Origin of the sequence: Novosphingobium sp. MMS21-SN21R (genome assembly GCF_031846015.1) — a bacterium.
Classification (GTDB): Bacteria; Pseudomonadota; Alphaproteobacteria; order Sphingomonadales; family Sphingomonadaceae; genus Novosphingobium.
Genome location: NZ_JAVRDU010000001.1, coordinates 1,235,301 through 1,259,572, shown reverse-complemented (window position 1 = coordinate 1,259,572; position 24,272 = coordinate 1,235,301). Strand labels below are relative to the sequence as shown.

At 61.3% G+C, this 24,272-nt stretch carries 33 protein-coding genes; 13 read left to right on the top strand and 20 right to left on the bottom strand.

Annotated features, from left to right (window positions below):
* Nucleotides 1–71: 71 nt before the first annotated feature.
* The 12 genes from rpmE to rpsB all read right to left on the bottom strand — a co-directional run bounded on the left by rpmE (nt 72) and on the right by rpsB (nt 11,519).
* Nucleotides 72–296 (bottom strand): 50S ribosomal protein L31, encoded by a 225-nt coding sequence (rpmE, locus tag RM192_RS06170; RefSeq protein ID WP_039337458.1) that lies wholly within the window; start codon nt 294–296, stop codon nt 72–74.
* A gap of 164 nt (nt 297–460) precedes the next feature.
* Complete coding sequence (gene fabZ / locus RM192_RS06165; protein ID WP_311506671.1) at nt 461–934, bottom strand: 3-hydroxyacyl-ACP dehydratase FabZ; 474 nt, start codon at nt 932–934, stop codon at nt 461–463.
* A gap of 23 nt (nt 935–957) precedes the next feature.
* Complete coding sequence (locus tag RM192_RS06160; RefSeq protein WP_311506670.1) at nt 958–1,644, bottom strand: OmpH family outer membrane protein; 687 nt, start codon at nt 1,642–1,644, stop codon at nt 958–960.
* Entirely contained in the window at nt 1,644–4,301 is a 2,658-nt protein-coding gene (bamA, locus tag RM192_RS06155) for an outer membrane protein assembly factor BamA (RefSeq protein ID WP_311508579.1), read from the bottom strand. Before bamA ends, RM192_RS06160 begins: the two co-directional genes overlap by 1 nt.
* A 211-nt stretch (nt 4,302–4,512) precedes the next feature.
* Nucleotides 4,513–5,634, bottom strand: coding sequence for an RIP metalloprotease RseP (gene rseP, locus RM192_RS06150; protein ID WP_311506669.1), 1,122 nt, complete (start codon nt 5,632–5,634; stop codon nt 4,513–4,515).
* A 10-nt stretch (nt 5,635–5,644) separates the two neighbouring features.
* Nucleotides 5,645–6,805, bottom strand: coding sequence for a 1-deoxy-D-xylulose-5-phosphate reductoisomerase (locus RM192_RS06145; RefSeq protein WP_311506668.1), 1,161 nt, complete (start codon nt 6,803–6,805; stop codon nt 5,645–5,647).
* A gap of 4 nt (nt 6,806–6,809) precedes the next feature.
* On the bottom strand, nt 6,810–7,553 hold the full coding sequence (locus RM192_RS06140) for a phosphatidate cytidylyltransferase (protein WP_311506667.1): 744 nt from the start codon (nt 7,551–7,553) through the stop codon (nt 6,810–6,812).
* A complete protein-coding gene (gene uppS, locus RM192_RS06135; RefSeq protein ID WP_311508578.1) occupies nt 7,543–8,187 on the bottom strand; it encodes a polyprenyl diphosphate synthase in 645 nt (214 codons plus the stop codon). Before uppS ends, RM192_RS06140 begins: the two co-directional genes overlap by 11 nt.
* 77 nt (nt 8,188–8,264) lie before the next feature.
* A complete protein-coding gene (gene frr / locus RM192_RS06130) occupies nt 8,265–8,822 on the bottom strand; it encodes a ribosome recycling factor (RefSeq protein WP_311506666.1) in 558 nt (185 codons plus the stop codon).
* Nucleotides 8,823–8,825: 3 nt separating this feature from the next.
* Nucleotides 8,826–9,548 (bottom strand): UMP kinase, encoded by a 723-nt coding sequence (gene pyrH / locus RM192_RS06125; RefSeq protein ID WP_311506665.1) that lies wholly within the window; start codon nt 9,546–9,548, stop codon nt 8,826–8,828.
* A 153-nt stretch (nt 9,549–9,701) separates the two neighbouring features.
* The gene (gene tsf / locus RM192_RS06120) at nt 9,702–10,628 is read right to left on the bottom strand and encodes a translation elongation factor Ts (protein ID WP_311506664.1); all 927 of its coding nucleotides are present in this window, start codon (nt 10,626–10,628) and stop codon (nt 9,702–9,704) included.
* 120 nt (nt 10,629–10,748) lie between these two features.
* The gene (gene rpsB, locus RM192_RS06115; protein WP_311506663.1) at nt 10,749–11,519 is read right to left on the bottom strand and encodes a 30S ribosomal protein S2; all 771 of its coding nucleotides are present in this window, start codon (nt 11,517–11,519) and stop codon (nt 10,749–10,751) included.
* 404 nt (nt 11,520–11,923) lie between these two features.
* Between rpsB and RM192_RS06110 the strand changes: the two genes are divergently transcribed.
* On the top strand, nt 11,924–12,202 hold the full coding sequence (locus RM192_RS06110) for a hypothetical protein (RefSeq protein ID WP_311506662.1): 279 nt from the start codon (nt 11,924–11,926) through the stop codon (nt 12,200–12,202).
* Here RM192_RS06110 and RM192_RS06105 read toward each other — a convergent pair.
* On the bottom strand, nt 12,150–13,007 hold the full coding sequence (locus RM192_RS06105; protein WP_409233790.1) for a CDP-alcohol phosphatidyltransferase family protein: 858 nt from the start codon (nt 13,005–13,007) through the stop codon (nt 12,150–12,152). The two genes, RM192_RS06110 and RM192_RS06105, sit on opposite strands and share 53 nt — an antisense overlap.
* Nucleotides 13,004–13,753: a phosphatidylserine decarboxylase gene (locus RM192_RS06100; protein ID WP_311506661.1), complete on the bottom strand. Its 750-nt coding sequence runs from the start codon at nt 13,751–13,753 to the stop codon at nt 13,004–13,006. Before RM192_RS06100 ends, RM192_RS06105 begins: the two co-directional genes overlap by 4 nt.
* 278 nt (nt 13,754–14,031) lie before the next feature.
* Between RM192_RS06100 and RM192_RS06095 the strand changes: the two genes are divergently transcribed.
* The 12 genes from RM192_RS06095 (at nt 14,032) to RM192_RS06040 (ending at nt 19,312) form a co-directional block, all read left to right on the top strand.
* Nucleotides 14,032–14,256 carry a hypothetical protein gene (locus RM192_RS06095; RefSeq protein ID WP_311506660.1) on the top strand — a complete coding sequence of 75 codons (225 nt, stop codon included), beginning with the start codon at nt 14,032–14,034 and terminating at the stop codon, nt 14,254–14,256.
* Nucleotides 14,253–14,819, top strand: coding sequence for an XF1762 family protein (locus RM192_RS06090; RefSeq protein WP_311506659.1), 567 nt, complete (start codon nt 14,253–14,255; stop codon nt 14,817–14,819). The genes RM192_RS06095 and RM192_RS06090 overlap by 4 nt, the downstream gene beginning before the upstream one ends.
* On the top strand, nt 14,816–15,031 hold the full coding sequence (locus tag RM192_RS06085) for a hypothetical protein (protein WP_311506658.1): 216 nt from the start codon (nt 14,816–14,818) through the stop codon (nt 15,029–15,031). Before RM192_RS06090 ends, RM192_RS06085 begins: the two co-directional genes overlap by 4 nt.
* Complete coding sequence (locus RM192_RS20060; protein WP_409233789.1) at nt 15,028–15,366, top strand: Lar family restriction alleviation protein; 339 nt, start codon at nt 15,028–15,030, stop codon at nt 15,364–15,366. Before RM192_RS06085 ends, RM192_RS20060 begins: the two co-directional genes overlap by 4 nt.
* Nucleotides 15,363–15,614 (top strand): hypothetical protein, encoded by a 252-nt coding sequence (locus tag RM192_RS06075; protein ID WP_311506656.1) that lies wholly within the window; start codon nt 15,363–15,365, stop codon nt 15,612–15,614. Before RM192_RS20060 ends, RM192_RS06075 begins: the two co-directional genes overlap by 4 nt.
* Nucleotides 15,611–15,970 carry a hypothetical protein gene (locus tag RM192_RS06070; RefSeq protein ID WP_311506655.1) on the top strand — a complete coding sequence of 120 codons (360 nt, stop codon included), beginning with the start codon at nt 15,611–15,613 and terminating at the stop codon, nt 15,968–15,970. The genes RM192_RS06075 and RM192_RS06070 overlap by 4 nt, the downstream gene beginning before the upstream one ends.
* Nucleotides 15,960–16,187: a hypothetical protein gene (locus RM192_RS06065; RefSeq protein ID WP_311506654.1), complete on the top strand. Its 228-nt coding sequence runs from the start codon at nt 15,960–15,962 to the stop codon at nt 16,185–16,187. Before RM192_RS06070 ends, RM192_RS06065 begins: the two co-directional genes overlap by 11 nt.
* Nucleotides 16,188–16,578: 391 nt before the next feature.
* Nucleotides 16,579–17,016: a hypothetical protein gene (locus RM192_RS06060; protein WP_311506653.1), complete on the top strand. Its 438-nt coding sequence runs from the start codon at nt 16,579–16,581 to the stop codon at nt 17,014–17,016.
* Between the two features lie 409 nt (nt 17,017–17,425).
* Entirely contained in the window at nt 17,426–18,079 is a 654-nt protein-coding gene (locus RM192_RS06055) for a hypothetical protein (RefSeq protein ID WP_311506652.1), read from the top strand.
* A 49-nt stretch (nt 18,080–18,128) separates the two neighbouring features.
* The gene (locus RM192_RS06050) at nt 18,129–18,470 is read left to right on the top strand and encodes a hypothetical protein (RefSeq protein ID WP_311506651.1); all 342 of its coding nucleotides are present in this window, start codon (nt 18,129–18,131) and stop codon (nt 18,468–18,470) included.
* Nucleotides 18,467–18,850, top strand: coding sequence for a hypothetical protein (locus RM192_RS06045; protein ID WP_311506650.1), 384 nt, complete (start codon nt 18,467–18,469; stop codon nt 18,848–18,850). Before RM192_RS06050 ends, RM192_RS06045 begins: the two co-directional genes overlap by 4 nt.
* A 156-nt stretch (nt 18,851–19,006) precedes the next feature.
* A complete protein-coding gene (locus RM192_RS06040) occupies nt 19,007–19,312 on the top strand; it encodes a hypothetical protein (protein WP_311506649.1) in 306 nt (101 codons plus the stop codon).
* A 511-nt stretch (nt 19,313–19,823) separates the two neighbouring features.
* On the opposite strand, the gene RM192_RS06035 is transcribed toward RM192_RS06040, so the two are convergent.
* The 6 genes from RM192_RS06035 to RM192_RS06010 are packed head-to-tail and all read right to left on the bottom strand — an operon-like array spanning nt 19,824 to nt 24,269.
* Nucleotides 19,824–19,973 carry a hypothetical protein gene (locus tag RM192_RS06035; protein ID WP_311506648.1) on the bottom strand — a complete coding sequence of 50 codons (150 nt, stop codon included), beginning with the start codon at nt 19,971–19,973 and terminating at the stop codon, nt 19,824–19,826.
* Entirely contained in the window at nt 19,966–20,217 is a 252-nt protein-coding gene (locus RM192_RS06030; RefSeq protein ID WP_311506647.1) for a hypothetical protein, read from the bottom strand. The genes RM192_RS06035 and RM192_RS06030 overlap by 8 nt, the downstream gene beginning before the upstream one ends.
* The gene (locus RM192_RS06025; protein WP_311506646.1) at nt 20,214–20,612 is read right to left on the bottom strand and encodes a M15 family metallopeptidase; all 399 of its coding nucleotides are present in this window, start codon (nt 20,610–20,612) and stop codon (nt 20,214–20,216) included. The genes RM192_RS06030 and RM192_RS06025 overlap by 4 nt, the downstream gene beginning before the upstream one ends.
* Nucleotides 20,609–21,004 carry a hypothetical protein gene (locus RM192_RS06020; RefSeq protein WP_311506645.1) on the bottom strand — a complete coding sequence of 132 codons (396 nt, stop codon included), beginning with the start codon at nt 21,002–21,004 and terminating at the stop codon, nt 20,609–20,611. The genes RM192_RS06025 and RM192_RS06020 overlap by 4 nt, the downstream gene beginning before the upstream one ends.
* Nucleotides 21,001–23,838, bottom strand: coding sequence for a hypothetical protein (locus RM192_RS06015; RefSeq protein WP_311506644.1), 2,838 nt, complete (start codon nt 23,836–23,838; stop codon nt 21,001–21,003). The genes RM192_RS06020 and RM192_RS06015 overlap by 4 nt, the downstream gene beginning before the upstream one ends.
* Nucleotides 23,835–24,269: a hypothetical protein gene (locus RM192_RS06010; RefSeq protein ID WP_311506643.1), complete on the bottom strand. Its 435-nt coding sequence runs from the start codon at nt 24,267–24,269 to the stop codon at nt 23,835–23,837. Before RM192_RS06010 ends, RM192_RS06015 begins: the two co-directional genes overlap by 4 nt.
* Between the last annotated feature and the right edge of the window lie 3 nt (nt 24,270–24,272).

The window sequence follows — 24,272 nt, the reverse complement described above, 5'->3', positions numbered from 1 at the left end:
TGCGCCGCGCAAAAAGAAAAGGGCGGCCCGCAAAGGCCGCCCTTGTTCTGTGTTCAGCTTTTCGCCAGCGCTTAGCGCTTGAGCGAAAGACCGCCGAAGCGCTTGTTGAACTGTGCAACGCGGCCACCCTGATCGAGCTGGCGCGTACCACCGGTCCATGCCGGGTGCGAGGTCGGGTCGATTTCGAGCGCGAGCGTGTCGCCTTCCTTGCCCCAGGTGGAGCGAGTCTCGAAAACGGTGCCGTCGGTCATCTGCACCTTGATCATGTGGTAGTCGGGGTGAATGCCAGTCTTCATGAGTCTAACTCCGGTACGCAGCCGGTTCCGACCGGCCACAAGAATCTGTAAGGGCGCGACATTAGCGGGATTTGGCGGTCAGTGCAACTGCGCCTCTGATAACCATCTCGCAGTGCCGCGAGGGCGGGCGCGCACAACAACGCGCAACCCGCATCAGGTCACGATCAGGCGTCTGCAATCATCGCAGTGAAGCTCACCTCGCAAGTCACCTTGTCACCGATCATCGCCTTGCCAGCAAACTTGCAAACGCGGCTGCGCTTCTGCGTAAATTCAACGTGCAAATCGAGCAGGACCCCCGGTTCCACGGGGTTGCGGAACTTGGCTTCCTCGATCGCCATGAAATAGACGAGCTTGCCCGAGCCTGCGAGACCCAGCGATTCCACCGCGAGTACGCCGGCGGCCTGCGCCAGCGCCTCGATCTGGAGGACGCCGGGCATGATCGGACGGCCGGGGAAATGGCCCTGGAAGAACTGCTCGTTCATCGACACGGCCTTCACCGCATGGATACGCTCGTTCAGCGTCAGCGACGCCACACGATCGACCAGCAGCAGGGGATAGCGATGCGGGAGCGCCGCCATCACCTTGCGCACGTCGTAGTCGAGGATCGCGCCTTCCGGCGCGGTCGTTGCTTCGGTCATTTCCCCGCCCCTCGTGACTGGACTTACCGGCCTTCCGGCGCCTTCTTGGCGGGCTGGCCTGCGGCAGCAGCACCCTGCTGCTGAGCGGCAGCAGCCTGAGCCTGCTGTTCGCGCTGGGCGCGCGGCAGCCAGCCTGCTGGCGGCACGAGCTGGGCCGACGGGATCAGCTTGTTCAGCTCGGTCAGGATGTCCTGATTGAGGTTGTAGGTCTGACCCGCCTTGATGATCGACTGCGAATCGAGCACCACGGTGATCTTCTTCTTGTCCATCGCGGCCTGGGTGGCAGCGTCGAGCTTGTCGCCGATCTGCTCGAGCACATACTGCTGCGACAGGTTCAGCGGCTCGAGGATCTTCTGGATCTCGGCTTCACCGGCCTGCTGGATCTGCTGGATCTGCTCATACTGCTGCTGCAGCGCGGCGCGGTTCGGCGAAGCGGCCTTCGAATCGGCTTCGAGCTTGGTGATCAACGGGCGCAGCTGGCCTTCGATCTGGGTCTTGCGGGCATTTGCCTGGTCGATCTGCGGCTTGTAGGTGACCGGGCGCTGCTGCTGCGAAATCTTGTACGCTTCCGAAGCGGCAACGACCGCTGGCGGATTGGCGATTGCGATCCCTGACACGACCGTGCCGGTGGACTGCGCCGAAGCGGCAGAAGGAGCGACAGTGGCAAGAGCGATGCCGGCGAGAAGCGCGGTAGCGAAGCGGGTCTTCATCAGAACTGGGTTCCTACGTTGAAAGTGAATGTCTTGGGGTCGTCGCCATTGGCCTTCTTGAGAACCTTGGCAAAGTCGAGACGGAACGGGCCGAACGGCGAGTTCCAGTTGACGCCGATACCGACGGAAATGCGAGGTGCAGGCGTATCGCCCACGTATTCCTCAACATAGGCCGGGATCGCCGTGTAAACGGCATTGGCAGTGTTGTCGGGCGCCTTGGGATTTGTAACGATCGTGGTCGTGCCCTGATAGGTCTGGCTATAGAGCGTGATCGGATTGTTCACGTTCTGCGTTTGCGGACGGTTGATGCCGAACACAGCGCCAGCATCGAGGAAGATCGACGGACGCAGGCCCAGTTCGCGCGCGCCCGATCCCAACGGGATCTCAAGCTCGGCACGGCTGAGATAGTAATACTTCCCGCCCAGAGAATCGTCGACCCACTGGTTGCGGTCGGTCGAAGGTGAATCGACCACGCCATCGTTGTTGGTATCGACCAGATACTTGCGCAGCACGCGCGGGCCGACACCGCGGATGTCGAAGCCGCGGATCTGCGGTTCGCCCAGGAAGAAGCGGTCGGTCAGGCGCACATCGTCGATCGACGGATCTGCAGAGCGGTTGGCAAGAGCCTTGATGATGCCGCCTTCGCCGCGCACCGAGAATATGAACCCGCTGCCGAGCGAGAAGTACTTCGCGGCGTTGGCGGTGAGGCGCGCGTACTTCACCGAGCCGCCAAGGCCGGCGAAATCCGCCCCGACGACGAACTGCGTGCCACGGCTCGGGCGCAGGCGGTTGTCGAGTGTGTCATAGACGATCGAGGCACCGATCATCGAACTGGTGCGCTTGCCGATCGCATCGCAAAGATAGCGGCCGGCAAGGAGCGGTTCGCAGGTCTGTACGCCATCGCCGTTGAGATCGGCGTAGAACTGGCTCTTGGACAGCGAAACGTCATCGAGGTTGAGCGTGTAGCGGGCGATCAGCGACATGTATTCGGTCAGCGGCACACCAGCGCGAAGCTGGAACCCGGTCGTCGCCTGCTTGTACGTCGTCTGGCGATTCGAGTTGAACTGGTTGAAGCTGTTGTAATCGCGGCGGTAGATGTCGATGCCGGTCGAGATGTTCTTGTCGAACAGGTAGGGTTCGGTGAAGCTCACCTGTACCGACCGCGAATAGCGCGAATAGTCGACCGAAAGACCGACCGTCTGGCCGCGCCCACGGAAGTTGTTCTGGCGGATCGAACCCTGGAAGATGAAGCTTTCAAGGCTGGAGAAACCGGCGGAGAGCTGGAGTTCCCCGGTCGGCTTTTCTTCGACGTTGGCTTCGAGGATGATCCGGTCAGGCGCGCTGCCCGGCTTCTGCTCGATCTCGAACTTCTCCTGAAAGTAGCCGAGAGACTTGATGCGATTGCTCGAGCGCTTGATCTGGAAGGTGTTGAACGCATCGCCTTCGGAAAGGCGAAATTCGCGGCGCACGACCTTGTCCTGCGTCAGCGTGTTGCCGTTGACGTCGATCCGTTCGACATAAACGCGCGGCGCTTCGGCGATACGGAAGGTGACCGACATGGTCAGGTCTTCCTTGTTGCGCGAGAAGTCCGGGCGAACGTCGGCAAAGGCATAGCCGAACGCGCCTGCGGTTTCGGTCAGGGCATCGACCTGATCCTCGACCAACTTGGCGTTGTAAAACTCGCCAGCCTGCATCGGCAGACGCTTGGCCATGGCCTCGCCATCGAAATCGCGCAGCTGGCTGTCCACCTTGACGTCACCAAACTTGTAGCGATCACCTTCTTCCACGACGTATGTGATGATGAAATCGCGCTTGTCGGGGGTGAGTTCGGCCACGGCCGAGACGACGCGAAAATCGGCGTAGCCTTCGGTCAGGTAGAACTGGCGCAGCTTCTGCTGGTCGAACGCGAGACGATCAGGATCGTAGCTGGTGCCGCTCGAGAACAGGCGGAAGAAGCGTGCCTGCTTGGTGACCATTTCGCCGCGCAGCTTGCCATCGCCGAACTTCTCGTTGCCGATGATGTTGATCTGGCGAACCTTGGACTTCGGCCCTTCGCTGATCTCGAACACGATATCGACGCGATTCTGATCGAGCATGACCATCTTCGGTTCGACCGAAGCGGCAAAGCGGCCCTGGCGCTTGTACAGTTCGATGATGCGGGCAACGTCGGCGCGGACCTTGGAGCGAGTGAAGATCTGGCGCGCGGCCAGCTTGATCTCGGGCAGGATCTTGTCTTCCTTGAGGCGCTTGTTGCCTTCAAGGATGATGCGGTTGATGACCGGGTTTTCCTTGACCTGAACCACCACGTCGCCGCTGTTGTTGCGGATCGAGACGTCGGCGAAAAGTTCGGTCGCGTAGAGGTCCTTCAGGGCCTGGTCGCCGGTAGCCTGGCTATAGGTCTGGCCGGGGCGCAAGCGGATGTAGGACAGGATCGTATCGGGTTCGAGGCGCTGCGAACCTTCGACCGTGACGGTGCGGATAACGTCACCAACCGGCGCGGGTGCGGCAGCGGGGAGCGCTGCAGGTGCGGGAGCGGTGCCTTGCGCAAAAGCGGCCTGCGGCACTGCCACCAGCGCGCTGGTTGCCAGCAGGGCCGCGCAGAGCGGAGATGCCTTGGCGGTCCGAAATCCTGCCCGGTCCGCGTTACGTCCAATGATCACCAAGCGCCATCCCGTATGTTGTGGCGGCTGGACGCCCGCGAGGAGTGCCCGGCCGCGGCAAGCAATGCTGCCCTGTGCCCGATGCCACAAGGCCAATCAAGAAAACATTCGCCCTCGTCTTCGCGAGAACGTGTTCTGTGGAAAATCCGGCTCCGCCAGTTGGCTGGCTGGACCATGCATCCGGCGCACCGGTTGCTGGAAATGAAGACTACCCTCCGAACAACTTGAGCGACGCCAGATCGTTGACCGTGACGAACAGCATCAGCGCCATGACGAACGCGATGCCGGTGCGGAATGCCCACTCCTGCCCGCGCTGACCAACGGGCTTTCTACGAATGGCTTCCGCCGCGTAGAAAGCGAGGTGGCCCCCGTCGAGAACGGGGATTGGCAGGAGGTTAATGAACCCCAAGTTAATCGAGATCAGCGCGACGAAGCCGATGAACGCCTGCCAGCCAGAAACGAGTTGTTCGCCCGAATATTTGGCGATCTTGATCGGGCCGCCAAGCTCCTTGACCTCGCGCTTGCCGCTGATGATCTGGCCGATGCCGTTGACCATCATGCCGATGATGCTGCCGGTTTGCGTGACGCCTTCGGCCACAGCCTCAAGCGGGCCAACCGGCACGACTTCGAAGCTTTTGGGGCCGATGCCGAGGAACCCGATCTTCTGCGTGTTGCCGAAACGGTCGCTCTCGACCTTGGCGGCTGCACTGGCCGAGAGTTCGACCTGACGGCCTTCGCGCAGCACCACGAGATCGAGCGGTTCGCCGGGATTCTGCCCCACTTCAAGGCGCACATCCAGGAACGAATCCATCGCCTTGCCGCGGATCGAGACGATGCGGTCGCCCAGCTGAACGCCGGCGCGATCAGCCGCCGAGCCTGACTGGATCTCGCCGACGACCGGGGGGATCACGACCTTCCCATAGGCGAAAGTGAAACCCGCGAGGATAAGCACCGCAAACAGCAAGTTGGTCACCGGGCCTGCCAGCACGATCAGCGCGCGCTGGTAAAGCGGCTTTGCAGGAAACGTCCGGTTACGCTCTTCCGCCGGGAGCGCCAGCCATTCCGGGCTGGGTTGGCTGGCGGGGTTCATGTCGCCCGCAAACTGCACATAGCCGCCGAGCGGGAGCGCGGCGAGCTTCCACCGCGTGCCGCGCTTGTCGGTCCAGCCAACGATTTCCTTGCCGAAGCCGATCGAGAAGACGTCGGCCTTCACGCCGAACCACCGTCCGACCAGATAGTGGCCGAGTTCGTGAATGAACACGAGCGGCCCCAGCACCAGCACGAAAGCCAGCAGCGTCGTCAGAATTCCGGGGCTTTCTAGCGGTGGCATCCCAAAACCCTCATGACCTTACAGGCTCCATCAGTTCACGCGCCCTGACCCGCGCTTCGGCATCGATCGCAATGACGTCTTCGAGGCAGGTGGGCGCAGGCGCGAGGCCACGGGACAGCACATCCTCAACCGATTGCACGATGCGGGTGAATGCAATCTGACTTTCAAGGAACGCCGCAACTGCGATTTCGTTCGCGGCATTGAGCACGGCAGGGGCAGCGCCGCCTGCCATCACCGCATCGCGCGCAAGGCGGGTGGCGGGGAAGCGCGTCTCGTCGGGCGCGCGGAACGTAAGCTGGCCGATGGCGGCAAGGTCGAGTGGCGCGCAGGGCGTATCCATGCGCGCAGGGTATGCCAGCGCCGAGGCGATGGGCACGCGCATGTCCGAAGGGCCAAGCTGGGCGAGCGTCGAACCATCGCGGTATTCGACCATCGAATGGACGATGGACTGCGGATGGACAATGATGCGCAGGCGTTCGACGCCGACAGGGAACAGATGGAACGCCTCGATGAATTCGAGACCCTTGTTCATCATCGTCGCCGAATCGACGCTGATCTTTGCGCCCATCGACCAGTTGGGATGCTTGACAGCCTCGGCAGGCGTAGCCTTGTGCAACTGATCCAGCGACCAATCGCGGAACGGGCCGCCACTGGCCGTAAGCGTGATCGCACAAACGTGGGCGATGTCGTTGCCCTGAAGACACTGGAAGATCGCGTTGTGTTCGGAATCGACCGGAAGCAGTGTCGCGCCGTGGCGGGCGACGGCGGCGGTCATCACATCGCCAGCGGAGACCAGCGCTTCCTTGTTGGCGAGCGCGATCACGCCGCCCTGTTCGATGGCTGCCATGGTGGGGGCAAGGCCTGCGCAGCCGACGATGGCGGCGACGGTGATCTCCGCGCCGCGCCCGGCGGCTTCGATCAGCGCGGCGGGACCGGCAGCGGCTTCTATGGCGGTGCCGGACAGGGCTTCGCGCAAATCGGGAAGCGCGGCTTCATCGGCGACGACGGCGATTTCCGCGCCGAATTCGCGGGCGAGCTTGGCAAGCTCGGCGGCATTGCCATTGGCGGTCAGTGCGACAACGCGCCACTTGCTCTTCTCGCGGCGGATCAGGTCGAGCGTGGAAGCGCCGATCGATCCGGTGGCACCAAGGACGGAGATTGAACGGGTCATCGCGTCAGAGTCCTGCCTGCGAGGCCGCCCATGCGGTTCCGGCAATGATAGCTACCGGCAGGAGACCGTCCACACGGTCAAACAGCCCGCCATGGCCGGGGATCAGGCGCGAGGAATCCTTGACCCCTGCCCGGCGCTTGAGCCAGGATTCGTAGAAGTCTCCGGCCTGCGCGAACACGGCGAGCACCGCACCGACCAGCGCCGCCACGCCGACGTTGGTGACCTCGAACGCCGAAGCGAGGCTGGGTCCGGTCGGCCCCATCGCGGAGATCAGATAGCCAGCGGTAAGCACGACCAGCGCGGCCCAGATTCCCGCAGCGGCCATGCCGCCAGCGAGGCCCGACCACGTTTTCGACGGGCTGATGGCAGGCGCAATCTTCGGTCCACCGAGCGAACGGCCGGTGAAGTACGCGCCAGTATCGGTGCAGATGACAAGGCCCAGCACGGCGAGCATCAGCGGTTCGGGCATGACCGCGAGCGCGAGTGCCGCCCAGCCGATATAGAGAGCGCCGGCAATGACCATCGAGGCGAGGCGCGGCGGGCCGTCGGCAATCTTGCTGGCGAGCAGGACATATTCAACGAACACGCCGAAGCCCACTGCCGCGACGAACAGGTCGAGCGCGATTCCGCCGAACCAGAACGCGGTCCCCGCAATCGCCAGCATTACCACCGCCGAAGCGAGGCGGACCTTGAGATCGGATTTCTTCGGTTCGGCAACGGTTGCCGGAATGACGGGTTCAGCGTCCACCGAAGCGCCTTTCGCGCGAGGCGAACTGGTCCAGCGCCTCACGCAAATGGGCGGGCGTGAAATCGGGCCAGAGGACCTGGGTAAACCACATTTCGGCGTATGCCGCCTGCCATAACAGGAAGTTCGAAAGGCGCACCTCGCCCGAAGTGCGGATCAGCAGGTCGAGCGGAGGCAGCGCCGCCGTATCGAGCTCCGCTTCGATAGCCTCGGGCGTGATTGCGCCCTTGGCGGCGGCGCGGGCAGCGGCACGGGCGATTTCCTGCTGCGAGCCATAGTTGAGCGCAATGGCCAGCGTAGTGCCGGTATTGGCGGCAGTTCGGGCCATCGCATCCTCGATCATCTCGACGATATCGGGCGCAAGCGCATGATAATCGCCGATGATCCGGAGCTTCACATTGTTGGCGATGAATTCATCGAGGTCGTTGCGGATGAAAGTCCGCAGCATGCCCATCAAGTCGGAAATCTCGTCTGCCGGGCGCTTCCAGTTCTCCGACGAGAACGCATAGAGAGTCAGCGCTTCAAGTCCCATGTCGCGTGCGGCGCGAGCAATCTCGCGCACAGTATCGACCCCGCGCTTGTGCCCGAAGGCGCGCGGCATCAGCCGCTTCTTGGCCCAGCGGCCATTGCCATCCATGATGATGGCGACGTGCCGCACGCCGCCGGCCACGCCATCACCATTCGAGGCGGGGACGTTCGAGGCCGGGGATGGACTCACTTGCCGAGGATTTCCTTTTCCTTGGAGGCAGCGGCTTCATCGGCTTGCTTGATGATTTCATCGGTCAATTTCTGAAGGTCGGTTTCGGCGCGCTTGCGCTCGTCTTCCGAGATTTCCTTCTTGTTTTCATCAGCTTTGAGCGCATCCATGCCATCGCGCCTTACGTTGCGGATCGCGATGCGGGCGTTTTCAGCATATTTGCTTGCAAGCTTGGCCAGTTCCTTGCGGCGTTCCTCGGTCAGATCCGGGATCGGCAGGCGCAGGGTGTTGCCATCGTTGATCGGGTTGAGGCCGAGGCCTGCCGAGCGGATCGCCTTCTCCACCGGGCCGATGCTCGCCTTGTCCCAGACCTGCACGGTCAGCATGCGCGGTTCGGGGGCAGAAATCGTGGCGACCTGGGTGATAGGCATGTGTGCGCCGTAAACGTCGACCATGATCGGTTCGAGCAGCGCGGTGTTGGCGCGGCCCGTGCGCAAGCCGACGAGATCGTGCTTGAGCGATTCGACCGCGCCCTTCATGCGGCGTTCGAGATCGGTCTTGTCGTATTTCGCCATGGTTCAGGCTCCTTTCTGGACGACCGTCTGAGTCCCCTGCCCCGAGAGGACGCGAGCAAGATTGCCACGCTCACGGATCGAGAAGACGACGATCGGAATGCTGTTGTCCCGGCACAAGGCCACGGCGCTGGCGTCCATGACCTTGAGATTGTCTGCAAGCACCGTGTCGTAATCGACTGCGTCATAACGCTTTGCCGATGCATCCTTCTTGGGATCGGCATTATAAACGCCGTCGACACTGGTGCCCTTGAACAGGGCGTCGCACTTCATCTCGGCAGCGCGCAAGGCTGCACCGGAATCGGTGGTGAAATAGGGGCTGCCGACTCCGGCTGCGAAAATGACGATGCGGCCCTTTTCAAGGTGCCGTTCGGCGCGGCGGCGGATCACCGGCTCGCACACTTCGTCCATCTGAATGGCCGACTGGACGCGGGTTTCGACGCCGATCTGCTCAAGCGCGTTCTGCATCGCCAGCGCGTTCATGATCGTGGCGAGCATGCCCATGTAATCGGCCTGGGCGCGGTCCATGCCCTTTGCAGCGCCTGCCATACCGCGAAAGATATTGCCGCCGCCAATCACGAGGCAGATTTCAAGACCGCTGTCGCGCGCGTCCTTCACCTCTTGTGCAAGGCGGGCGACATAGTCGGTGTCGATCCCGAACTGCTGTTCTCCCATCAGCACCTCGCCCGAAAGTTTCAGGAGGATGCGCTTGAAAGTGGGCAGGCTCATGGGTGCGTCGAACTCGTCTCGGGAGGGAATTGGCCGCCCTTATACCCCCGTAAAGGGCCGTGCCAAGGGCGCGCGCAATAAACAGACATAACAAACCCCGCACCGGCAGGCCTGCAAATGCAAGCCGCCCGCGCGGGGTTCGGTATTGGCAGCTTACTTGATGCCGGCAGCAGCAGCCACTTCGGCAGCAAAGTCGGTTTCTTCCTTCTCGATGCCTTCGCCGAGCTGGAAGCGGACATAGTCTACCAGCGCGATCTTGGCGCCAGCGGCCTTGCCGGCAGCATCGACGACCTGCTGGATGGTCGACTTGTTGTCCATCACGAAGATCTGCGACAGCAGCGCGTTTTCCTTGGCGTACTTGGAAACGGCACCATCGACCATCTTGGCCTGGACTTCGGCAGGCTTGCCGCTTTCGGCGGCCTTTTCAGCGGCAACCTTGCGTTCGCGCGCGATCAGCTCTGCGTCGAGGTCATCGGCGGTGAGCGCCTGCGGGAAAGCCGCGGCGATGTGCATCGCGATCTGCTTGCCAAGACCTTCGAGAACGTCAGCAGCAGCTTCGGATTCCAGCGCGACGAGCACGCCGATCTTGCCGAGAGCGGGAGCAGCAGCGTTGTGCATGTAAGGCACGACCACGCCATTGGTGACCGAGACGTGCTTGATGCGGCGCAGCTGCTGGTTTTCGCCGATGGTGGCGACGTTGTTGGTCAGCTTGTCCGAAACGGTACCGCCGTCGGGATAGGCGGCAGCCTTGAGCGTCTCGACATCGGCAGCGCCGGTGCTGAGCGCAACTTCGGTCGACTTGCGGACGAAGTCCTGGAACTGCTCGTTCTTGGCAACGAAATCGGTTTCCGAGTTCACTTCGACGGCAACGCCCTTGGTGCCCGAAACGGCCACGCCCACGAGGCCTTCAGCCGCGGTGCGGCTCGACTTCTTGGCGGCAGCAGCGAGGCCCTTTGCGCGCAGTGCGTCAACCGCAGCTTCGAAATCGCCACCGGCTTCGTCGAGAGCCTTTTTGCAGTCCATCATGCCGGCGCCGGTGCGCTCGCGCAGGTTCTTCACGTCAGCGGCGGTGTAAGCCATCGCGTTGATCCTTTATCTTGAAAACGTAGGAAGGCCGCAGCACTGCCGCGGCCCGTAAATCACATCCGGGACAATTCGGTGACGGCGCCGCGCTGCAGCGCCGTCACACGAAAATCCGGATCAGGCCTCGGCGGCGGCTTCTGCAGTGGCTTCTTCAGCCAGAGGCTCGGCCATGGCGCCAAGGTCGGCACCTGAAGCGATCACGGCTTCACGGCCACCGCGGGTTGCAGCAGCAGCAACGGCTTCGCAGTAGAGGCGCAGGGCGCGGCTTGCGTCGTCGTTCGCCGGGATCGGGAAAGCGATGCCTTCGGGCGAGACATTCGAATCGAGGATGGCGACGACCGGGATACCCAGAACGTTGGCTTCCTTGATCGCCAGCTCTTCCTTGTTGGCGTCGATCACGAACATCACGTCAGGAATGCCGCCCATGTCGCGAATGCCGCCAAGCGACAGTTCGAACTTGTCACGCTCGCGCGTGAGCTGAAGGACTTCCTTCTTGGTGAGGCCGGTGGTGTCACCCGAAAGCTGTTCTTCAAGTGCCTTGAAGCGCTTGATCGAGCCCGAGATCGTCTTCCAGTTGGTGAGCATGCCGCCCAGCCAACGGTGGTTGACGAAGTGCTGGCCCGACGCGCGGGCTGCCTGTGCGATCGGCTCCTGCGCCTGGCGCTTGGTGCCGACGAACAGGACCTTGCCGCCTGCCTGGACAGTGGCCGAGATGAATTCGAGAGCGCGCGCCATGAGCGGAACGGTCTGCGACAGGTCGAGGATGTGGATGCCGTTGCGCGCGCCGAAGATATAAGGCTTCATGCGAGGGTTCCAGCGGTGGGTCTGGTGACCGAAGTGCGCGCCGGCTTCAATGAGCTGGTGCATCGTGACGACGGGTGCCGCCATAAGAGAATTCCTTTCCGGTTAAACCTCCGGGAAGCTCAGAACCGCGCGGAGATCCCGCTGTCGGCACCGGTGAAGTCGCTTCCCGTGTGGATTGCCGCTCTCGCCCATGGACACCATGCCCACAAGAACCCTTCGGCGGGCCGGCCCTTAGACCAGCCTTCCCGGTAAATCCAGTCGGAAATCGTGTGAATTTGCGGGCCTGGTGCGGTCATTCATCGACGACATACCACGCCACGCCGTTTTTAGCGCTTGACGGAACGGAACAAAAAGAGAACATTAGGTCCATAGCCGAATCAGTTCATCGGCCCGGCAGGAACCATACCGCAATCCACAAGTTTTCCACAGGTCTTTCCCGAGAATGTCAGGAATGGGCCGAACGGAAAGAAAGCCAAGGAAACGCGCCAATGCTCGCTCTTCTCACAAGCCTCGTCTTCGCCGCAGCCGCAACCTTTGCGATTGGCGCCATTATTGTGACGATGCAGGGACGGCGAGCGCAGATCGCCAGTCTGCTGGCGGACTACCGCTCGTTGAAGCAGGACCGCGAGTTTCTGGTGACAATCATCAGCAATGGGCCGGACATGGCACGAGCGACGGTTGCACAGCCGCCACGCCGCGTGGTGCGCCGCTCGGTCAAGCAGGTGGAAGCTGTTCGCTCCGCGCGCTCGCTGCGCGTTGCCGCTTGACCTTGGCGTAACGGAACACGCCGATTGGCAGAGACAGCACGTAGACGACACTGATGCCAACGAGTGTGAGCCACGGCTCGGTCAGAAGAGCCGCAATCACCAGCCCCATCAGCGCGATGAGTTCAAGCCGCACACTCCGTCGAGGTCGGATTGAAGTCCAGCTGAGCGTGGCGATATTCGAAATCATCAGGAATGCGATCAGGACGAGCCATGGGCCGACCACGATCGGCAGGCGGAACACCGGATTGTCGGTGGCAATCCACAGATAGAGCGGCAGGAAAGCGAGCCCTGCCCCGACCGGGGCGGGAATGCCGGTCAGGAAACCCGCCGATTTGTGCGGCTGATCCTCGATATCGATGCGGGCATTGAACCGGGCAAGCCTGAGCGCGCAGGCAATCGCCACCGCCAGCGCGGCAAACCAGCCGACACGCGGCGCTTCCTGCAATGACCACAGGAACAGGATAAGCGCTGGTGCTACGCCGAACGATACGTTGTCGGCCAAGCTGTCGAGTTCGGCGCCGAAACGCGATTGCGCCTTGAGCAGGCGCGCTATGCGCCCATCGATGCCATCGAGCAGACCGGCGATGATCACTGCGGCCACAGCCTTGCGCCAGTCCTCCGCCACCAGCACCGGATCGGTGCCCGAGGCTGCCGTAACGGCAAAACGGATGCCCGTCAGGCCCGAGCACAACGCTGCGGTGGTGATGGCGTTGGGCGTCATGGCCCGCAGAGTGAGTCCACCGGGAAGACGGCCACGCCGGGTGGGGTGCGTCGGGTTCAGATCGTCCATTGGCGGATAGTTCATTGGGCTACGCCTTCGATCATGGGGGCCTGGCCGATCTCGGCCAATACGGTTTCGCCTGCCACCGTCTTCTGGCCCATCAGCACCTTGGGTTCGGTGCCCGCGGGAAGATAGACATCGACCCGGCTGCCAAAGCGGATCAATCCGATGCGCTGGCCCAATGCGACGATATCGCCACCCTTGGCAAAAGGCACGATGCGGCGGGCAACGAGGCCCGCGATCTGGGTAAACCCGACCTGCACACCATCGGTGCGTTCGACGAGGAAGTGCTGACGCTCGTTCTCTTCGCTGGCCTTGTCGAGATCGGCGTTAAGGAACTTGCCCGGTATGTAGATGACGCGGCGGACCGTCCCTGCAATCGGTGACCGGTTGATGTGCACGTCAAACACCGACATGAAGATCGAAATGCGCGTGACCGGGGCGTCGGGCAGGCCGCGCACGCCGCTGCCATCGTCTGCGCAGAGTTCGCGCGGGGGCGCAACTTTCTGAATCTGGGTAATGAGGCCATCGGCAGGGGCGAACACCGAGCGATCGTCACGCGGCGTGACCCGCACCGGGTCACGGAAAAATGCGAGAATGCCCAGTGTCAGGAACGCCAGCGGCCAAGCAAACGTCTCCCATGCCATGACCGCAGCACCCGCGCTCAGCCCAGCGGCGATCAGCGCGAATTTACGGCCTTCTGGATGAACGGATGGCCAAGACCACCCGGCAGTACCGCGACCACGGTTATCGACAATTTCTCCGGACATCGAACTCATCTAGGGCCTGCAGTCCCGTGGGACAAGCGAAGTTGGCCCGGCTCGTCGCACGGGCAAACCGGTCGTTCCGGCTTTAAGCTGATGCAAGCAAGTGGTGGACAGGGCTGGATTCAGCTATTCTAGCCGCGTCAATGAGTTAGCGATGGCGAACCTGTGTTTCCGGCCTACGGAAAACCGCCGCGTCCCGAACTCGATGGCAAACCATTTCGGGCTAGAAAGAGACGCCAATCTCTCCCCAGCCCTGACCACAAACGCGAAGGAACCGCGCCATGGATGATCTGAATATCGCGCCCGAGATGGGCGAGCGCAACCCCATAGAACTAAGGTTCGTCAACAGCGACGCGGCACCGAAAGTCGCGGCGGTTCGCTGCGACGCGGCCAGCATTGCGGCGATCATGGCTTGGTATGGGGCTTACTACGCTGGCGACCGATACGCCGTTTACGCGGACGGCGAGAAGCTAACCAAGGACAAGAACGGGGAGTTGGTCGCATGATCCCCCTTGAAAAAGCGTTAACCGCGACCCCCGATGTTTCGGGCGTTTCGTCCGATCACACCGGGGCAGCATCTTCGGTTTCGGGCAATGGCTTGGAATGTGGCGGGGGAGCGGGTGGGCGCATCGTGGCCGCGCCAATCGCGTTTGAGGACGCTTCGGAGTTCGTGCGCCAACTGCATCGGCACCATACCCCGCCGCAGGGTCACAAATTCAGCATCGCCGCCATGATTGCTGACAGGCTGGTGGGCGTGGTCATCGTGGGCCGTCCAGTTGCTCGCCGCCGCGACGATGGCATGACCTTGGAAGTCACCCGGCTTTGCACAGACGGCACGCCGAACGCATGCTCATTTCTCTACGGTGCAGCTGCTCGGGCTGCGTTCGCGCTCGGGTATCGCCGTATCGGAACATACATTCTCAAGCGAGAGCCAGGAACGTCACTGGTCGCTGCTGGCTGGAAGATGATCGCAGAGACGCCGGGTAAGTCGTGGAGCGTGCCGAGCCGCCCGCGTGCCGACAAGCATCCCATCGAGCCTAAACTCCTGTTTGAAAGGACCGCCGCATGACCACAAAAATCGACACCTCAAGTGAAGAGGTTCGGACCTACGTTTACGGCGATGGCGCGGAGTATAGCGTCCCCGATCCAATGACTGTTTTTGTGCTGGAAAGCGGATCGCATCGTGTCGTTGACCGGGACGGTTGGGTGCATCGCCCCGAAAAGGGCTGGATTGCCATCAAGTGGAAGCCGCTCAACGGCCAACCGGCGTTCGTCGCATGAAACCCTCACCAACGGAGGCCAAGATGCCTAACCCCACACATACGCCGGGAGAGTTGAAGGCTTGTCCTATATGTCGTGATGATCCTCTTATCCGGAATCGTGGCGGCGCTTGGGGCGTTAACTGCGCGGGAAGTGACCCGAGCCATTTGATTTGGGTTTATGGAGCCACCGAAGCCGAGGCCATCACCGCCTGGAACACCCGCACGGTAGATACCGAACTGCTTGAGGCGTTGAAGGCTCTGGTCGAGATTGTTGACGATCAACTTTGCGGCGACTTCCCCGAACCACTGCAAGCCGCCCGATCAGCCATCACCAAAGCGGAGGCAGGGTCGTGAGTGAGGGGCGGAACCGACAAGCGAAGGCTTTTCATAAGCAGCGCAAAGCCAAGGCGCGGGCGAAGCACCAGGCTGAATATCGGTCATGGGTGGACCGGAAAAAGCGCCAAGATAAACCTCGCCCGGTAATCAGTCCGATGGGTGGTTCGGTCCTGTCATTGGCCGCGATGGAAACGCTTATTGAGCGGTGGGATCGCCAAGACAGCCTGCGTTATGGCTTTCCTATTTATTCGGAGCAACCCAAATGATCTACATCCAATTCACCCCCGACGGCATCCGCGCAGAGCATGAGCCTTTCGACGGCGGAGTCGCTTATGGCGAGGTCGGGGAGCCGGTTGCTTGGATGTATGCAGTTGATGGTGAAGTCTGGCTGGAACTGGAGCGCGATGACGACCTATGCGCATACGAGCAGACCCCGACCGAAACCCCGCTATACCCCGGCGCATCAGCAAACAACGAACTGGTGGATGCGGCGCGCGCTGTTCTCAGCGAACTTGAGCGCAGGGGCCATGACGGATGGATGACCGGCTGCGTGCATGGTGACGATTATGATCGCCTTTCCGCTCTCCTTACCCGCGTGAAAGGTGACGATCATGGGAAATGATGGGCGTCCCGATCCTGACGACTACGACGACATTGATGATGGCTGTTACGAATGCGGCGGCGAAGGCTTCGTATCTGATTGCGTCGAGGAATGGGCGTGCGTCGATCCTGAATACGGATGCGACTACTGCACCCGGCGATGCTCGCTCTGTAATTCCCCCAAGCCTGCCAGCCCGGTTCATGCGCCCGCCACCCCAAAGGAGCCACCCCATGTCTGATGTAAAGCCTATGCGGTGCGAGACTTGCCGGTGGTTCTACGCTGAGCGGGGAGAATGCCGCCGCCGTGCTCCGATCTTCAACGATGCTTGTGGCAGCATCTTTCCGCAGAACATTCAGCCGTCCGACTACTGCGGAGAGCATCAGCCCCACACCCCGGAGATAACCAATGGATAGCATCGAAGACATTATGAAGGGGCTGAGCGACACGCAGAAACGCGCCATGTTGTGCGCTTCAAACGGAGTAATCCCGTCACTTTACCCAACGGGTTTGCGTATCGCGACGACGACATTTCGCGCGCTTCATCGGCATGGCCTTACGGAACACTGGCCGCCGCGACTTACCCCTATCGGCCTTCGCGTCCGCGCTCACCTCATCCAGGAACCCAAGCCATGACCGATGAACAGCCCGAGCAGTGGGCGGAAGATTTCGCACAAGCACTGCATGGCGCTGGATTACTGACCGGCCCAGCATCACTGGATATTGTCGCACTCTACGCCCAGCGCGCCTTTGCAGAGCGCGAGGAGCATGCGCGGGCTGAACGCCGGAACATCATCAGCCACGCAACCATGGGCAGCACTACCGGCGAAGGTTTGTCCGTGAATGATGTCTGCGTCGAGATTAGCCGCCAGCGGAACAAACTCTATCAGGCAGGAAAAGCCTCAGCTGAGGCGGAACTGGTGGGGGCAATCAAGTGGGCCGGTGAAGTCGCACCGCCGGTCGATCACAATGGCTGCGTCACCGTAGATATGACGCTTGAGCAGCTTAACGCCATGCGGACGCTCGCTGGCTTCCGCGCCCTAAAATCCCGCGAGGCTGGTCATGGATAACATTGTCTTCCGCTACTTTGTGAAAAACCCCGCACCGATCTTGCAAATTGAACGGCTCCGAAAGCCTCCATGTAAGTTTGTGCCTGTGCGATGCGGCAATGCAGGCGGATTCTTTTGGGGCCGTTGGCGAGTGACTTGGCGCAGACCCTTTTCCAAGGTTTGGGCATTCGACGGCAATCACTGGGTTCCAGCCTATACGCTCAAACAGGCCAAGGATGCCGGTCATGGATAAGTGCGAGACTTGCCGGTGGTGGGGCGGACGGGTTTCAGGTCGCGTCTACGATCCGGGACCGTGCCGACGCTATCCGCCTCTTCGCCTAGGTCCGACCAGCTTTGAGCAATACCGCCCGGTCATGGCGATCAATGACTTTTGCGGCGAACACCTCCCCCACACCCCGAAGGACCGACCATGACCGACAAGACCGAACCGGAAGTGAGCCAGCGTGCGCGAGAAGCGGCTGATGCGATTTCACGCAGGCTGGTTGAATGGATGAACCAGAAAGGTGGTTACGGCCTAGCACGTTTCAGCCAGCATCTTGGAGATGACTGCGAGATGCGGCAAGCCTTCGCCCGTTTCGAGCGCGACATTCTCGCCACCCGCACGCCCGATCCGACGCCTGTTGCTACCATTATGGAATTGCCAATGGTGGCATTTATAGATCGCTTGCCTGTTCGCGATGATATGCTTGGTGAACAGACGATCCTGATCCACAATCCTAGCGCTACATGGGATATTGCATTTTTTGAGGCGAGTGAAGATTTCCCTGATCGCTGGATCGGCGGAGAACACTGGATTGATATTACTGGAATGTGGCCTGGAGTTACCGCGCAGGTGACGAGGTTCTACGCGCACCCGCCTGCCGTTCCTGACGATGGGCTGGTTGAGGCGCTGGAGCCGTTCGCAGCATTGGCCGAAGAAGCGCGCGAATCCGCGTCGGCATTGCAGAACGACCATGATGAATTTTTCGTCACACAGATCGGCGGTTACAATATCGGTAATCTGTCGCTTGCAGACTTCGAGCGAGCCGAATCCGCCCTCGCAGCCTATCGAGGTGAATCATGACCACCCCTGACCAAGCGCGGGCCATCGCCTATCGACCGGAGCCAAAGCCATGACCAACCCAATGGACCTTGCAAAGACGCTGGAAGGGCTGCTGTCCGCATACCGTAAGCCAGATAGCACGACCGCCGATGCTTTTGCGCTGCGGTCACATATGGTCGCTCACGCTGATGAGATCGTCGCGGCACTTCACCGCACCGGCCAACTGATCGTTGCGCAGGCGGGTGATGTGGAAGCGGATGCCGCCCGTTACCGCTGGCTCCGCGACCATAGCTGCCCACCGCACAACTTCTACATATCGGTGCCAGACGAGTTTCATGGCGTGCGCTACGCACCGAGCGAGGTTGATGCCTACATCGACGCAGCCCGCCAAGCCCTCGGAGACGAAGCATGACCACCGATCGCATAGATCAAGCATCGCCGGATGTGCGGGAGGTGTTGGATGCGGCTTACAGGAAGTTATTCCCGAGCCTGCGGTCCAAAGATCACACCTCAGAGGAATGTGCAGTCAGTGATTTGCACGCTTTCCGCTTTTACCGCTTCCTCGACGATGAAGCCTACACCGATGCCGCATTGATGTTGGTGCCGGAAGGGTGGGATAGCATCGAAATACGCCGCACAGACGATATGCTTTGGCACGTTGGCCTGGCTGGCAATGATATGCACCTTATGGCCGAAGACCCCGATGAGTTTTACGTCGATGCCGAGGATTGTGAACACCTTCCCCTCGCAATCTGTGAAGCAGCCCTCCGCGCGAAAGGACCGACGCAATGATCTGGTATCTCCTGTTCTGCACAAACAGCCTCACATGCCTACCAGCGCAGCCGATGCCATCGAAAGCCGCGTGCATTTTCATCGGGCGGAATTATGTCGCGCTTGCATTTCGCCAATCAGCGGTGTTTCGCTGCGTCGGGGTGAAAGGACCGGGACATGAGTAGTGAGTTGACCAGCGTTTCAGCAGCCTGTGCAGCCAACGCCATGAACGCGGTGTCAGCCACCCCGGCAGCGGAACAGATCGCAGCGCTACAGGCCCAACTTGCCGGAATGACCCATCAACGCGACCACTACGCCGAGCAAGTGTCTCACTTGACGGTCAAACTATCTGTGGTCGAGGCCGAACTTGCCGAGGCGCGGGAAGTGCCGGGGCGGATCGTGGATTGGCTGAACAGCCAGCCCGAAACCCTGCACCATGACGACATCGCCACCGCCATCGAAGCCCGCGATTGGAGTAAGTGAGATGCGAGTAATCCGCGCCATATCGGCAGTCTTGCTGTTTTTTGGCATGACCACATTCATCGTCTCATTCATCGCTTGGGATTGGGTCCAGGTATCCGAATGGAAACCTTGGGGGAGAGGTTTGTTTGCGCTTGCATCCGGCACTGCTGCGTTTCTCGGTTGGGAATGGCCGAATAGGCCACGCTAGGGTTTCCCCATCCCGCTGGTAATTGGCTGACCCGACCACATCGGCAGACAGGTTGCAGCGGAACCCATGGCGGGGTATAAGCGCTATGCTGCGGCGACCCGAGAAGAACGGCAGAGCGTGATTTTGGTCGCGTGCAAACCGGCCCGGTGAAACTCCGGATAAGCCGCAGCAACAGTTTCCCGCTCTACATGGGCCACACCTAGCGCTAGGTGCCATGTATCGGGCTAGAAGTCCGGGCGATGGGTGAAGTTCCATTTCACCTGTCCCCGGCACCACAGGGCGGCGTATGGATTGGGGGAACCCGGTCGCGCCGCCCTTAGTTGTTCAAAACACCTCATCCGCCTTTGACGCAAGCCCGCCTGTCCTGCGGTCCAGTTCCTTGACCAGCGCGCGGTCTGCCTTGTCTGCGATGACTTCGGCGGCGGATTTACCCACCACCTTGCGAGCCAGTTTGCGGAACAGGGATTTAAGCATCGGGCCCATCCTCTTCGATGTGAACCGGATCGTCGGGCTTGCCAGAAGCCCCGCCACGATGTTGCGCGGTGAAGTAGAACGCCATCGCCAGCCCGATCAGGCCTTGCGTGATGATCGCCTGTGCCAGCATCTTGAACAGGTCGCTGTCGCCCAGCGCTGGCTTGAAATAGAGCATGACCAGCACGAGCAGCGAGAGGCCGAATATGCCGCCGCCTGCCACGGCGCGGGGGTCCGGGCGGTTCATGGATATTTCCCGAACGGCAATTGCCAGTGCGGGCCATCCTTGAACGAACGCCAGTCCCCACCCCATTCAATCGGGACACCAACGTCGGCAGCGGCCTGCTTGATAATCGGCGCAAGCTTGCGATAAAGCGGCCAATCCCACGAAACCTGCCCGCCGATCATGGGGGCAATGTCCACCGCGCGCGACTTGCCATCCTTGCCCGGAAGGTGGCGCGAGTTCATCGTTCTGGACGCGCCCTTCGCCACAAGTTCCCGCTGGCGTTCTACCGTGCGCAGGACTTCCAAAACGGTGAAGTCGAGGTCGGAGATTGCGGCCGCACGTTCGATCACTTTGGCGAGGTCCGGGTGCGCACCTGCGAGCCGATCCTTTGAGCGCTGCGAAAGTGTGATGCTCATACCGATTTCCCATCCAGTTTCGCGGCCATCACCGCCATTTCGTTTGGCATCTTGGGATCGACGGGGAATGCGGCTTTCATCCCCGTCGCGGTCAGACCGATCAACGCTTCAAGCCTCGCCGCCTTGGCCTCGCTTTCCGCGTGCTTACTCTGGCAATCGGCCAGTTCGCGCTCGACGGTCGTTACCCGTTTCGTCAGTTCATCGACGCGGGCTTCTAGCCGCTCCATCAGTCGCTGCGTGCCAGCATCCAGAGCAGCAGCGCGCTTATCCATTCGCCCCCCGAAGTATTCGAACGCCCACTTGAGCGTGAAGAAACCAGCGCCGCCACTGATGCCGAAGCCTGTTGCCGATGCGAGGTGATCGAGCCAATTCACTGCACTGGCGTCCGTCACGACAGTTTCGGCGCGACAAGCAGGCCCGGTTCCGAACCGCCGAAACCACCGCGATCATCGTAAAGCAGGCTGACAGGCGGGGTCGTTCCCGAACCCGGTGCGCCCGCGAGATAGGTCACGTTGTCCTCGGCGCCAGTTGCCCAAGTGCCGGACAACTTGACCAGTTCCACCGCCTGCCCACCCGATGCAATGCGGGCAATCGTGGTCGCGTCATTGGCGACGACAACCCCGCCCACATACCACTCGCTAAGCGCGTTCGCATCGCCGCCGCTGGCAACAGTCAGGTTCAAGCCGGAGCCGATGTAGGACAGTGGCACGGTAAGCACGGTTGAACTTGTCCGCGTGGCCGCACCTGCCCGGAATTGTGGCTCCCGGATCTGCGAACCACCGATGATGCCAGAAATGTAGGCCCCCATGCGCCGCCCGATGCGCGGGCCGCTATCATCGTTGTAGGTTTGGTGTGGCGAGGTCGAAACATCGAGGCGGTTGTCGTAATAGTGCCCGCCCCGGCGAACCCATGTGCGCGCGCTGTTCCACATGTCATCGGCAAACAGGCGCGCGTTGTCGATTAGCGAGCCTGTGTTGCCTGTATCGCGGCCCTTAGCGCAAACCATCATCGGCGGGTCAGCTACTTCACCCGTCACGCTTGGCAGAATGTAGGACTTGAGCAGGTTGCGCATCAGTTCGTATTTCGCAGCCAGCGAGGCCCGCATGGCCGAACCGCCGCTGCCATCGCTGATATTGGCGGTTGACCACCAGATGATGCCACACGAAAAGCCGTAGCGCAGCGAGTTGGTGCAGATGTCGTCCAGCGCTTCCCGAACGCCATAGCCGTCGAGATTGGCCGTCTTGTTGCTTGCGCCCGCTTCCTGCGTCTCCTGTTTGGGCTGCCATGTCAGCGTGCCCGAAGTGCTGGCAGGCGTGCCGGTGAACGTGATCGAGATAGTGGCCGAGCCTGTGCCGGTGCCCGCAACGTAAGTGATCGTCCCGCTCGAAACGCCTGTGCCGGAAAGCGTGCCTGCGCCGTCGTTCGTCTTTGTGTCGGTAATAACCACACCGCCGCCAAGATTGAGCGAGAACGTGCCGGGACGCACCTGATTGCGGAAGTTGGAGTTGACCTTCAAAGCCGCCGCGTCACCCGCCGAAAGCGTCGAGGCGAATGCCGCCTGAACAGCCGCATCAGTCAGGGTGATCGTGGCAGTATAAGGCCCACTGCCCGAGCCTGTCAGGGTAAGCGCCTGCGAGAACGTCACCTTGTCAAAGATGAAGTTGTCAACGGCATGGCCCGAACGCGCCACATTGATAAGTTCAATGCTGCGATTGCGGTCGGTAAGCACGCGGGCGAGAGTGGCATAACCGCCGTCGCCAAGCGTCCATCCACGGCCAAGAACACGGCGAGGGCGAGCCTTGGCAACCTTGCTCTTGCGCGTGCGGAAGGCGTTGGAGGCAATGCCGGTCAAGTCGGTTGTGGCAGCCCATGGCCCCGCTTCCGTGCCGAGCGCCGAAGTCTGCGAAAAGCCCGTCTGTGCCACAACAGGGGTAAAGTCCGTGCTGCTTGTCCAAGCTGCCGTGAACTGCAATTCGACTTCCGACTGGCCCGAGATAGGCGTCTTGATGTCAACCGTCATAACGTCGTATTCGTGGCAAACCCGCGTTGGGTCAGACACCGAGACGAATGAGCGGCGAAACGGCTTGGTCACCGGGATCGTTGCTGAAGTGATGAAATAGCCCGAGCCATCAGCCGTTGCCCGGACCTGTGCGCTGCTGGTCCCGTCGAGGTAGCGAACCCAGCACGCTACCTGCTCACCGGCATTGGCGTAGCCTTCAAACCACACCTTGCCCGTGGTCGCACCGATAGCAGCCGGGAAGACGTAATACTTGCCGAGGCGGTAGAAGCGCGGCTTGCCGCTTGGAATGAACCCGGTGACAGCCTCGAAGCCCGTCGCGCCAGAGATGATCGTGGCATTGCTACCGACCGCCGATGGAATGGTCGAGCCGGAAACCTGCGAATAGTCCATGGTGTTGTGATAGGCGAGCGTTGCCCCCGCCGCCGTTGCCAGCGTTGCAGCGGTGTAGGTGCCCGATGCGAGGCCCTGCAACTGCACGTTGGTAGGCGCGGCACCGTGGTAGACCATCATGCCAAGGCCAGCCCCGCCAAAGCCCTGCCGGTCCGCGCCGGAGCCGAGACAGCCAAACAGGTTGAACAGTGGCGCAGTGGGGCGCGTGCCCGAAATAGCCGTGCCGCCGTCAAGCGTCTGGACAACGCCCGTCGCCACGTTGACGAAGGAAATGCGCGGTGTGGTGCCGATGACGGCAATCATGGCAACGTAAGCTGTATCAGGCTCAAGAGCGATGCCTGTCAGGTCAGCGCCAAGCACGCCCTGCGGCCAAAGCTGCCACCCGCTTGAATGCTGGCGGCGCACCGAAATCTTGCCAGAGTTGGTCGTGTCGATTGTAACGCCGGTCGTCGAACCCGTCGCAATCGAGGTGGACTTGAATTGCAGCGAACCGCCTGTTCCGCCCGTGGCGGTCTGCCCGTCAACTGCAAGGACAACTTCCGTGCGGCTTGCCGATGCGCCCACCGGCTGCGTCTGGAAAATGAACACATAGGCGAAGTCACCCGAGGCCGGGATATTCGGCGTGTTGAGTTGCACCGCGCGGGCGTTGATGCTGCCAAGGATGGGCGAGCCATTTGCAGTGGTTCCCGCGTTGGACCCGGAAAAGGCAAAGGCATTGTTTTCCCCGCCGAAGCGCAGGCCAGCATAAGGATTGCCAGTGTATGCGATGTTTGCGCTAGGCGCGTTCGCCAGTGCCATGCCAAGATACAAAATCATGCCGGAAGTCCTTCAAGCTGGATTGCGATGCCGAGCGGCGTTCCAGTGATGTTTTCGAACTGGAAGGATACGGGTTGACCTGCCAAACCCGAGATTGCGACGGCTGAACTGGCGCTGGTCGTCGTGGCGGTCCAAAGACCAACGACGTTCACATCGTTGACGTTGATACGGAAGTCAGCCGTGCCAGTGCCGAAGAAAACCCAATACCGCAGGACAGTGTAATCCGTATCAGTTGGGATAAAGAACTTGCCATACCAGCAGCCTTCGACGATCCCGCCATCTGGCTGAATTGCAAACTCGACTGGCTGGATAACCGCGCCGACAGCGTTGGTCGCAGCGTCAACCAGCGGCTGAATAGTTGACGCGGTTGCAGCAATGACATCCTCGACAATCTTGGTGGTGATGCCGGAGTAAACAGGTTCGGTCGCCATGGA